8 protein-coding genes and 2 pseudogenes are annotated in these 10743 nt (G+C 72.0%); 6 read left to right on the forward strand and 4 right to left on the reverse strand.

From position 1 onward, the window contains the following. The 3 genes and pseudogenes from A6Q79_RS12645 to A6Q79_RS12655 all read left to right on the forward strand — a co-directional run. Window positions 1-1288, forward strand: a pseudogene (locus A6Q79_RS12645) (glucose-6-phosphate dehydrogenase); the annotation flags it as partial. Then, the gene (locus A6Q79_RS12650; protein WP_317698518.1) at window positions 1285-3207 is read left to right on the forward strand and encodes a glycoside hydrolase family 15 protein; all 1923 of its coding nucleotides are present in this window, start codon (window positions 1285-1287) and stop codon (window positions 3205-3207) included. The pseudogene A6Q79_RS12645 and the gene A6Q79_RS12650, both read left to right, overlap by 4 nt. A gap of 615 nt (window positions 3208-3822) precedes the next feature. After that, complete coding sequence (locus A6Q79_RS12655) at window positions 3823-4398, forward strand: hypothetical protein (protein ID WP_286691215.1); 576 nt, start codon at window positions 3823-3825, stop codon at window positions 4396-4398. Window positions 4399-4539: 141 nt separating this feature from the next. Here A6Q79_RS12655 and A6Q79_RS12660 read toward each other — a convergent pair whose 3' ends face one another. The 4 genes from A6Q79_RS12660 to A6Q79_RS12675 form a co-directional block, all read right to left on the reverse strand. Further along, window positions 4540-6666, reverse strand: coding sequence for a DEAD/DEAH box helicase (locus tag A6Q79_RS12660; RefSeq protein ID WP_317698522.1), 2127 nt, complete (start codon window positions 6664-6666; stop codon window positions 4540-4542). A gap of 518 nt (window positions 6667-7184) precedes the next feature. Next, window positions 7185-7865 carry an MFS transporter gene (locus tag A6Q79_RS12665; RefSeq protein WP_317698524.1) on the reverse strand — a complete coding sequence of 227 codons (681 nt, stop codon included), beginning with the start codon at window positions 7863-7865 and terminating at the stop codon, window positions 7185-7187. After that, the gene (locus tag A6Q79_RS12670) at window positions 7819-8436 is read right to left on the reverse strand and encodes an MFS transporter (protein WP_317698526.1); all 618 of its coding nucleotides are present in this window, start codon (window positions 8434-8436) and stop codon (window positions 7819-7821) included. Before A6Q79_RS12670 ends, A6Q79_RS12665 begins: the two co-directional genes overlap by 47 nt. A 142-nt stretch (window positions 8437-8578) precedes the next feature. Further along, a complete protein-coding gene (locus tag A6Q79_RS12675) occupies window positions 8579-9010 on the reverse strand; it encodes an SRPBCC family protein (RefSeq protein ID WP_286691213.1) in 432 nt (143 codons plus the stop codon). Between the two features lie 145 nt (window positions 9011-9155). Here A6Q79_RS12675 and A6Q79_RS12680 point away from each other — a divergent pair, with 145 nt between their 5' ends. The 3 genes and pseudogenes from A6Q79_RS12680 to A6Q79_RS12690 form a co-directional block, all read left to right on the forward strand. Continuing rightward, entirely contained in the window at window positions 9156-9641 is a 486-nt protein-coding gene (locus tag A6Q79_RS12680) for a pyridoxamine 5'-phosphate oxidase family protein (RefSeq protein WP_286691212.1), read from the forward strand. Between the two features lie 39 nt (window positions 9642-9680). After that, window positions 9681-9998 (forward strand): hypothetical protein, encoded by a 318-nt coding sequence (locus tag A6Q79_RS12685; RefSeq protein ID WP_067860529.1) that lies wholly within the window; start codon window positions 9681-9683, stop codon window positions 9996-9998. A 251-nt stretch (window positions 9999-10249) separates the two neighbouring features. Beyond that, window positions 10250-10743: pseudogene (locus A6Q79_RS12690) on the forward strand (glycosyltransferase family 1 protein); the annotation flags it as partial.

Genomic DNA, 10743 nt, shown 5'->3' on the forward strand with positions numbered 1-10743 from the left:
CCGGCTGCCCGCCGACTACCGCGTCATCGGGTCGGGGCGGCACGAGCCGAAGAAGGACTTCCGCGAGCAGGTGATGGACGGGCTCAAGGAGTTCGTCGACGACCTCGACGTCGACGTCGCCGAGCGGCTCGTCTCGCGCACCAGCTTCCAGACCTCCGACGCCGACGACGGCAGCGACCTCGCGGCCGCCGTGCGGGACGCGGAGTCCGAGCTGGGCGGCGATGCGCGCCGACTGGTCTACCTCTCCGTCCCGCCCGCCGCGATGGAGCCGATGATCCGCATGCTCGGCGAGACGGGCATCGCCGACGGCGCGCGCATCGTCGTGGAGAAGCCGTTCGGCACCGACCTGGAGTCGTCGCGCTCGCTGCAGGCGACGCTCGACGAGGTCGCCGGCGAGGACAGCGTGTTCCGCATCGACCACTTCCTCGGCAAGGAGGCCGTGCAGAACGTGCTCGCGCTGCGCTTCGCGAACGGCCTGCTCGAGCCGTCGTGGGACGCCGAGCATGTCTGCGCCGTGCAGATCGACGTGCCGGAGGAGCTCACCATCGAGGGCCGCGGCAGCTTCTACGAGGCCACCGGCGCCCTGCGCGACATGGTCTCGACGCACCTCTCGCAGGTGCTCGGCTTCCTGGCGATGGAGCGGCCCGAGAGCATCGACGCCGACCACCTGCGCGACGCGAAGGCCGCGGTCTTCGCCGACCTGCAGCCGTTGCGCGCCGACGACGTCGTGCGGGGCCAGTACGAGGGCTACCGCGACGAGGAGGGCGTCGACGACGACTCCGAGGTGGAGACGTTCGTGGCGGTCCGGGTGCACGTCGACAACGACCGCTGGCGTGGCGTGCCGTTCCTGCTGCGCACCGGCAAGGCGATGGCGGCCACCCGACGCACCGCGACCCTGTTCTTCCGTGCTCCGGAGCCACTGTTCGACGAGCGTCAGGACGGCGACGACCGGCTCGTGCTCGAGCTCGGCGAGGCGCCCGAGGTGACGGCCGCGCTGCACGTGAAGCGCCCCGGCCCGACGTTCGAGCTGACGCGTGCGTCGGCCACCTTCAAGCTGCCCGACGACGACCCGGAGCACCGGCCGCTCGAGGCGTACGAGCGGCTGCTGCTCGACGTCATGCACGGCGACCAGACGCTGTTCACGCGCGGCGACGAGGTCGACCGGCTCTGGCAGGTCATCACGCCCGTGCTGGAGGACCCGCCGCCGGTGCAGACGTACGAGAAGGGCTCGTGGGGCCCGCAGGCTGCGCTCGACCTCGCGGGCGAGCGCGGCTGGCACCTGCGATGACGGGGTCCCCACCAGGTCCGACGTCGGGGCCGCTGCCGATCTCCGACCACGGCCTGGTCGGAGACCTGCGCACGGCCGCGCTCGTCGGCACCGACGGGACCATCGGCTGGTTCTGTCCCGGGCGCTTCGACGCGCCGAGCGTGTTCGCGTCGGTGCTCGACGACGAGCGCGGCGGGGCCTGGGAGCTCGAGCCGGTCGACGGGTCGGTGCGGTCGCAGCAGTTCTACTTCCCCGACACCGCGATCCTCGCCACCCGCTTCCTCACCGACGACGGCGTGGTCGAGGTGCACGACTTCATGCCCGTGCTCCGGGCGGAGGACGCCGACCACCGCCAGCGCCTCGTGCGTCGCGTGGTGGCCGTCCGCGGGCGCTCCGTGGTCCGCACCCGGGTGGCGGCCCGCCCCCACTACGGGCGCACGACGCCCGACCTCGAGACGCTCGACGTCGCGTCGGGCCACGGCGTCTCCCTCACGTGCGAGGGCCGGGGTGACGACCCGGGCGTGCGCATGGCGTTCGGTGCGACGGTGCCGCTCGAGGTCGACGCCGGCGACGTGACCGCCGAGTTCACGCTCGAGGAGGGCGAGCGGGCCCTGTTCGTGCTGGAGGTGCTCGATCCGCACGCCGACACCCCCACCGACGGCTGCGACGACACCGACACGTCGGCGCTGTTCGAGGCGACGTCGCAGTTCTGGCGCAGCTGGCTGTCGCAGTCGACGTACGCCGGCCGGTGGCGCGAGACGGTGCACCGCTCCGCCATCCCCCTCAAGCTGCTCACCCACGAGCCGAGTGGCGCGATCGTCGCCGCCCCCACGACGAGCCTTCCGGAGACGATCGGCGGCACCCGCAACTGGGACTACCGCTACGTGTGGATCCGCGACGCCGGCTTCAGCCTGTACGCGCTGCTGCGTCTCGGGTTCACGTCGGAGGCGAACGCGTTCACCCGCTGGCTGTCGGAGCGGCTCGGCGAGGAGCGCGAGGACGAGGCCGAGCTCGGGCCGCTGCGGGTGCTGTACGACATCGACGGGTCGGCGCCCACCGACGAGCACGAGCTCGACCACCTGTCGGGCTACCGCGACTCTCGTCCGGTGCGGGTCGGGAACGCGGCCGTCGACCAGCTGCAGCTCGACATCTACGGCGAGGTCATCGACGCCGTCTACCTGTTCGACAAGTACGGGCCGGGCATCAGCCACGACGCGTGGAACGACCTGCGGCGCGTGCTCGACTGGGTGCTCGAGCACTGGGACGCCGACGACGCCGGCATGTGGGAGATCCGCGGCGACGTGCGCGCCCACACCACCAGCCGGCTCATGTGCTGGGTCGCGGTCGAGCGGATGATCCGCATGGCCCGGCGCCGGGGGCTGCCCGGCGACGTCGGCGCGTGGTCGCGGGTGCGCGACGAGATCCACGAGCGGATCCTCAGCGACCACTGGGACCCGCACCACGAGACGTTCCTCATGGCCGAGGCCGACCCGGACGCCGCCCCCGACGACGACCCGGTGCTCGACGCCGGCGTGCTGCTGATGCCGATGGTGAAGTTCTGCTCGCCCGTCGACCCGCGGTTCCTGTCGACGCTGGCGGCCGTCGAGGAGCAGCTCGTCGCCGACAGCCTCGTCTTCCGCTACGACGTCCACGCCGCCCCCGACGGCATCGAGGACGCCGACGCCGACGGCGACGGGGTGGGCGACGGCGAGGGCACCTTCAGCCTCTGCTCGTTCTGGTACGTCGAGGCCCTCACCCGCGCCGGTCGTCTGCGCGAGGCCGAGGTCGCGCTGGAGAAGATGTTCACGTACGCCAATCACCTCGGCCTCTACGCCGAGCAGATCGGCGCCACCGGCGACCAGCTCGGCAACTTTCCCCAGGCCTTCACGCACCTGTCCCTCATCAGCGCCGCCATCAACCTCGACCGCGCGTTGGCCTGACGGGGTCCCGCCGGCGCACCGGCTGCGGGAGCCTGACCTTGCTGGTGCGCTGCCTGCGGGAGCCTGACCTTGCTGGTGCGCTGCCGCGGCTCGCGCTGGGGGTGGTCTCCGCAAGGGCCTCGACCGGCAGCGGGCCTGGGGGCGGGTTCGGGTCTCGGGGTCTGGCCTGGGCTCTCGGGTGACGCATGATTCTTCGTCTCTGCGTTCGCGCGTTTCATCGGTGGATCTGCAACATCAGGAGCGCCCCTGCGGTTGATGATCCACCGATGGAGGGCGTCGCGCCGGAAGGATTCTGCCTTGGCGTGGACCGTTCCACGCGAAAGCAGAATCGTGCGTCCCCCCCAACCCCAAGGGCACCCAAGCTTCTGCGTCCGCGTGCGTTCGCCCCAGCACCAACTCCCGGCCCGAGACCCCAGACCAGCGCGGATGCCAGCCGCCCGGTCGAAGCCCTTTCGGAGACCACCCCCAGCGAACGCCGAGGCGGCGCAGCAACGAGCCGAGACCCGCGCAGACGTCGCACCAGCACGTCGAGACATCCCGAGGCAGCGCAGCAGGAGGACGAGACCTCTGAGGCCCCCACCCCAGCAAGACCCCCGAGATGCCAGGATCTCCCGCATGGGCACCTCGACGACGACGCACGCAGGCTCGAGGACGAGACGCGTCGTCGCGGCCGTCGCCGTCCTCGTCGCGCTCGCAGGCTGCGGTGCTGCGGGCGGCCCGCGCTACGACATCCCCCACGACGCGGCGTCGGGCGGGCAGACGTTGCGCCAGGCGCAGGCTGCCGTCTCGAGCATCCCCGGCCTGACGATCGACGTGGCTGGGGGCGAGCCGCCGAACATCAAGGGCAACACCGGCTACGACGTCCGGGTCACGGTCGCGCCGGGGTACCGGATCGTCGACGGACCCGCGCTGGTGACGTTCCTGGTGGAGTCGGCGTGGTCCGTGCGCACCGGCTACCTGCCGAACACGTACATCACGGTCAGCGTCGACACCGGCGACGGCCCCGAGTTCGACGTCGACGCAGCAGCGGCCGAGGGCGGATGGGTCGAGCGCGGCGAGCCCGTCCCCGGGCAGACGTCCTTCAGCCTCGTCAACGTGCGCACCGACGACGGCTCACCCGCTCGCGAACGGTTGGGCGACTGGCCCGGCGACGTCCCCGCCTTCCCGCGCGGCGTGACCGCCCGGCGCTGATCGAGCGGCCCGCCCCGCCTCGCGTCCTCAGGCCCGTTGACGTGGGGCCCCACGTAAACCAGCTCCCCCCAACGCAACCGTGCGTCGTTCTCGCACGTTTGAGTGGGGCCCCACGCAAACGCGCAGGCGGAGCGGGCCCGGTCAGCGGCGACGCGAGCGGAGAGAGTCCGACAGGATGCCGACGAGGGCCTCGAGCTGGACGTCGGTGACGTCGACCTCGGTGTCCTCACCGTCGAGGGCGCGGGCGGCGAGCCCGGCCTTGCTGTCGATGAGCTCCACGATGCGCGTGTCGATCGTCTGCGAGGCGATGATGCGCCACGCGGTGACCGGCTCCTCCTGACCGATGCGGTGCACGCGGTCGATCGCCTGCATCTGCTCCGCGTCGGTCCACGACAGCTCCGCCAGGACCACGTTCGACGCCACCTGCAGGTTGATGCCGACACCGGCCGCGGTCAGCGAGCAGACGATGATCTGCGTGCCCGGGTCGTTCTGGAACGCGTCGATCGCCTTCGCGCGCGCCGCGGCCGTCTGGTCGCCGCGGATGGTCGAGTAGCCGATGCCGCGCTCCTCGAACGCCTTCTGCGCGGCGTCCATGACGTCGAGGTGCTTCGCGAAGAACACGACCTTGCCGACGCTGCGCGCCAGCTGGGCGGTGTAGTCGGCAGCCAGACCGGCCTTGGCCTGGCCGATGCGACGCACCATCGAGAACACGTTCTCGCCGGTCGACTCGTTGGCCTCCTCGCGCTCCCACGCCGCGACCTTGCGGACGAGGTCGAGGTCGAGCACGTCGGCCACCGGGTGCCCGGCCTCGACCCGGGCGGCGGCCGCCCGGTCGTAGCGGGCGACGAGCCGACGGGCCAGCTCGGCCTCGGCGGCGCGGATGGAGCGGCCGGCCTCGCCGTCGAGCTCGACGGGCATGTCGGCGATGCGGCGGGCGGGGATGTCGGCGGCGACGTCGATCTTGCGACGTCGGACGATGCCCATGTCGATGACGGCCTGCCGGGCGGCGGGGAAGAAGCCGGGGTCGAGCGGCGTCAGGCCGGTCTCGTCGAGCCGGTGCATCAGCTCGGGAAGCGGCTTCTTCTCGTCGATCCAGCCGAGGAACTGCCAGATGGCGCGGAAGTCCTCGACGTCGTTGATGAGCGGGGTGCCGGTGAGCGCCATCATCAGCGGTCGCGCGGTGCGGCTGCGGATGCGGTCGGCGATGCGCAGCACGTGACGCGAGCGCTGCGACGACGTGTTCTTGATGAAGTGCGCCTCGTCGAGCACCATGCCGCGGAAGCCGAGGTCGCCGAGCCAGCCGGCGTGGCGGTCGAGGATCTCGTAGTTGACGACGACGATGTCGGCGAACGCGTCGATGTCGTCACCGTTGCCGTGCACGACCGTGACGGCGCGCTGCGGGGTCCACAGCCCGACCTCGCGCGCCCAGTTCGCCTTGACGACGTTCGGCACGACGACGAGCAGCGGGTAGGCCTGCGCCGCGTGCGCGGCGAGCAGCGACTGCGCGGTCTTGCCGAGGCCGGGCTCGTCGGCGAGCAGGAAGGTGCGGTGTCCCTCGGCGGCGGACGACACGAGCTGGGCCTGGTGGCGCATGAGGTCGGGTCCGCGGTGGTTCAGCGGGAGCGGCTCGGGGAGCTCCATGCAGGCGGGCGCACCGGCGGCGGCCCGCTCGAACGACGACAGCAGGGGGCCGATGAGCTCCCACGTGGCGAGGCGGCTGGGCCCGGTGCGGGGCGGCGGCTCGGGCGAGAACTCCGGCGGCATGAAGGGGTTGGCGAGCTGGCGCGCGACGACGGAGCGGGGCACGACGGAGCGGTCGACCCGCAGCTCGGTGGTGGCGGCGGGCGGTTCGACGGCCAGCTCGAGGCCGGAGGCTGCCATCAACTCACGCTTGAGGGCGAGGGTCGAGCTGGAGATCTCGGCGTCGTCGGTGAGCAGCATGAGCAGCGCGGGCTCGCGCGTCGCGGTCTTGGCCAGGATGGTGGCGACGCCGTCGAGTCGCTTGAGCTGGTCGGCGCGCTGCGGCTCGGTGAGGTCGGTGGCGGTCTTCACGCGGGCGCGCTCCTCGCGCACCAGCAGGCCGACGGCCTGGAAGGTGGCGCGGGTCGACGCGGTGACGCGTCGTCGCTGCACGGCGTTCTCGACCTCGCGCACCGCCTTCGCGAGCACGGGCATGAGTCCGGTGTCGTCATCGTGCTTCTTGCGCCGGGCCCCGCTGCCGTTCTGGCGTGCCTTCTGCGGGTTCCGCTGCTGCGTTCTCGTGGCCAACAGGCTCCTCCTCCACGGCCGGACGTCTGCCTCGGCCGGCGGCGGACGGGTCGTGCCCGTCGCCGCGACAGGGCGTACGGCGACTCGGCCGCCAGTGACATCGGCGGCGGGTCGGTGGCTGAGCACCCACCCACGAGTGCGGGCCGTACGGCTCCTGCTCCGGCCAGTGTAGACGAGAGAGGTTCGTCTGGCGCGTTCTGCCCAGGTCTGATGGGTCGCCGGGCCGGGGCGCGCGACTCAGCCGAGGAGGGAGCGTACGAGCAGCAGCAGCGCCGACGACCCGCTGACGACGAGCACCAGCACCCGCACGAGGCCGGGCGGCAGGCGTCGCCGCACGGGTCCGCTGACGGCGAAGCCGAGGACGAGGGGACCCGCCCCCCGAGCGGTAGGTGGCGCGCGGAACCCGACCTGTCAGCGGTAGGTGGGTAGCGCTCTCGACGCTGCTTTCCGCGTGCTGCCTACCGCCGCCGACGAGGAAGCGCGCGCCACCTACCGCCCGCAGGGCGACGGGGGCGCCCTCAGTGAGCGGGCGCACCCTCGGGTGCGTCGGCCTTGCGCAGGAACGGGACGAGGACGACGAGCACGAGGCTGAGGATCGCGCCGACGAGGAAGGCGCGCTGCACGCCGTCGACGAACGCCTGACCCTCGCCGAGTCCGGCGTCGACGCCGCTGGCGGAGACGACGGTCATGATGGTGATGAAGAGAGCCGCGCCGGCGGCGCCGGCCACCTGCTGCAGGCTGCCGACGACGGCGCTCGCGTAGGAGTACAGGCGAGGCTCGACGGACCCGAGGGCGGTGGTCATGAGCGGCGTGAACGTGGCCGACAGACCCAGCATCAGCACCAGGTTGGCGCCCACCAGCCACGCGACCGACGTGTCCGCGTCGACGTCGACCAGCAGCCACAGGCCGAGCACGCGCGGGCCGAGCCGGTCGTAGAGCCGGCCGACGAACGGTCCGGTCACGCCCATCACGACGCCACCGGGCAGGGTGATGAGTCCGGTCTCGAGCGCGCTGAGGCCGAGCGTCTGCTGCGCGAAGAGCGGCAGCAGGAGGAACGAGCCGAACATGGCCGCCATGGCGATGAGCATCGCGCCCGTGGCGATGCGGAACTGGCCCGACGTGAACACCCGCAGGTCGAGCAGCGCGCGGTCGTCACGCTGCAGCTGCAGCTGGCGGGCGACGAAGGCGGCCAGGGCCACGCCGCCGACGACGAACGGCAGCCAGGTGGGCGTGCCCGACGACCCCTGCGCGTGCTCGCCGATGCCGACGAGGCCGTACACCAGCGAGCGCGGGGGCGACGGCGATGACCACCGTGATGTTGCCCATCATCGCGCCGCGCCGGGCGACGGGGACGATCGTCATGACCGTCGTCATGAGCAGCGGCAGCATCACGGCGGTGCCCGAGGCCTGCACGACCCGCGCGACCAGCAGCATCGCGAAGCCCTGCGACGCGAACGCGAGCACCGTGCCCGCCGTGAACAGCGACATCGCCGCGACGTAGAGCGTGCGCGTGGCCACCCGCTGGATCAGGTAGCCGGTGAGCGGGATGACGACGGCCATCGTGAGCATGAACGCGGTAGTCAGCCACTGGCCCGTCGACGGCGGCACGCCGAGGTCGTCCTGCAGCACCGGCACGGCCACGCTCATGACCGTCTCGTTGAGGATCACCACGAACGACGCCACCAGCAGCGTGCCGATGACGAGCAGGTGCTCGCGCGGCAGCGGGGGCGTGTCCGTCGTCGCGGTCGGGTCGGTCGTGGCGGTGCTCATGCGGTCCCCTGGGGTCGGTGCCGGGCGTGCTGGTGGCGCGTGGGCTCCATCGTCGACCACGGCGCAGACCTGGGGGTGAACGTCGGGCGGCAGCGGGATGTTCCCCGCACCGGCCCGACGTCCCGGTTCAGCGACGCACGCCTCAGAGCCGGTTGAGCACCTGCACCATGTCGTCCTCGGTGTCGCTGCCGATCTTCTCGAAGACCAGCTTGACGACAGGCGTCGCGAGCTTCGCGGCACCCTTCAGCTGGATGTCGGCGACGTAGGTGATCTCGCTGCCCGACCCGTGCGGCTGGACGGTGATCGTGTCGGTGGAGTGGGCGGTGTCGTTGGTGCCCACGAACTGCACGTGCGTGTCGTCGAGCTCGGTGAGCTCGTACTCCAGCTCGGTGCTGACGCCGGCGATCTTCGACGTGTTGCGCCAGCGGCTGCCGACGGCGACCGGGCCGTCGTCGATGCGCTGGCACGACTCGGTGCCCGGGTCCCACTCCTCGGCGTGCGAGAAGTCCTTCAGGTACTCGAGGACGGTCGCGGGGGCGGGCTGGACGGTGAACGTACGGCTGATCTCGGTCATGTCTCCACCGTCGGCGACGATCGACGGCCGTGCACGTCGACCGGGCCCGGTACCCCGGAACGCGATGTCGAACCCCCCGAATTTCGGGAGGCGTACCCGCCGACCCCGTCCTACGGTCGAGACGACCCCGAGACGAGGAGCCACCATGAGTGACACGACAGACGAGAAGACCCTCGACGACCTGCTGACCGACCTGCGGATCGCCATGTTCACGACCATCACCGACGACGGCACGCTGCGCAGCATCCCGATGGCGCGCCAGGACACCGACCTCGACCCCGCCGAGCTGTGGTTCATCACGGCGAAGGACACCGAGCACACGCGCGACGTCGCGAAGCGGTCCGACGTGCAGCTGACGTTCAGCTCCTCGGACTCCTGGGTGGCGCTCACGGGCCACGCGGAGGTCGTCGACGACCTCGCCAAGCTGAAGGAGCTGTGGAACACCTTCGCCGAGGCCTGGCTGCCCGAGGGACCGGAGGGCGACAACTCGACGCTGATCAAGGTGCGCGTCGACAAGGCGGAGTACTGGGACACGCCCGGCAGCAAGGTCGCGTCCGCGATCAGCCTGGTGAAGTCGAAGCTGACTGGCGAGCCGTACAAGAGCGACCACGGCGTCGTCGAGAACCCGTGACCTCGCGACCATCGCGCTGACGACGAGAGAGGTCCAACGATGAGCGAGGGCAAGCACGAGCCGCCGAAGGGCGTGCAGGAGACCGCGCAGCGGGCCGTCCGCTGGATCGAGGACGGCAAGGCCGGCAAGGGCTTCACCGACACCGGCGAGCACCGGGCCCACCAGCTCGCGAACGGCGAGAAGCTCACCGACGAGCAGGCCACGAAGATGCGCGCCTACTTCAAGCGGCACGACGTCGACAAGGACGCCGAGGGCTTCAAGAACGGCTCCGACGGCTTCCCGTCGCCCGGTCGCGTCGCGTGGGACGCGTGGGGCGGCGACGAGGGAGAGCGCTGGGTGGGCACGCTCGACCTCTGAGTCGGGCGCACCCGCCACGGGGGAGGCCGTCCGCTGGACGCCTCCCCCGACGCGTGTGACGGGGAGGGTTCACCCCCTCGGCCACGGGTACCTCCTGGGACGCGACCGGTCCGCGGTCGCCCACAGCCTCGAGGGGGTCAGTCAGCATGCCGCTCGCCGACACGGAGTCGTCCACCGGGCCATCCACGGTGTCGTCCACTGGGCCGTCCATGGGGCCCCGCCGGGGTCGTCCCGAGATCAGGGTCGCGTCCGTGCCCGCCGGGCACGTGTACGTGCGGCACCTGTCGTCGCCCGACCTCGACCTCGACGACCCCGTGCGCCGTCTGGCCGACCCCGCACCCGGGGGCGGACCGGCTGCCGCGGGCCAGCCGTGGTGGCCGCCGGCGATGCTCGACCCAGCCTGGGTGGAGCGCTCGCACGGCTCCTTCGACCTGATGCACGTGCACTTCGGCTTCGACGCCCTCGCCCCGGCGCAGCTCACCGCGCTGGTCGAGGCGCTGCGCACGCACGGCAAGCCGCTCGTGCTCACCGTGCACGACCTGCGCAACCCGCACCACCTCGACCGCGCCCTGCACGACGCCCAGCTCGACGTGCTCGTGCCGGCGGCCGCCGTCGTGGCCACGCTGACCGAGGGCGCGGCCGCCGAGGTGCGCCGCCGGTGGGACCGCGACGCGCTGGTGCTCCCCCACCCGCACGTCGTCGAGCCCACCACCATGCAGCGGCTCGCCCGACACCGGCCCGCGCC

The sequence above is a fragment of the Aeromicrobium sp. REDSEA-S32_B7 genome (genome assembly GCF_001626145.1).
GTDB lineage: Bacteria > Actinomycetota > Actinomycetes > Propionibacteriales > Nocardioidaceae > Aeromicrobium > Aeromicrobium erythreum.

Bases quoted from the DNA above. Each gene is read 5' to 3' on its own strand.
- A6Q79_RS12655 (WP_286691215.1), top strand. From the start codon at position 3,823: ATGGGCACCTCGACGACGACGCACGCAGGCTCGAGGACGAGACGCGTC.
- A6Q79_RS12670 (WP_317698526.1), bottom strand. From the start codon at position 8,436: ATGAGCACCGCCACGACCGACCCGACCGCGACGACGGACACGCCCCCG.
- A6Q79_RS12685 (WP_067860529.1), top strand. From the start codon at position 9,681: ATGAGCGAGGGCAAGCACGAGCCGCCGAAGGGCGTGCAGGAGACCGCG.
- A6Q79_RS12650 (WP_317698518.1), top strand. From the start codon at position 1,285: ATGACGGGGTCCCCACCAGGTCCGACGTCGGGGCCGCTGCCGATCTCC.
- A6Q79_RS12680 (WP_286691212.1), top strand. From the start codon at position 9,156: ATGAGTGACACGACAGACGAGAAGACCCTCGACGACCTGCTGACCGAC.
- A6Q79_RS12675 (WP_286691213.1), bottom strand. From the start codon at position 9,010: ATGACCGAGATCAGCCGTACGTTCACCGTCCAGCCCGCCCCCGCGACC.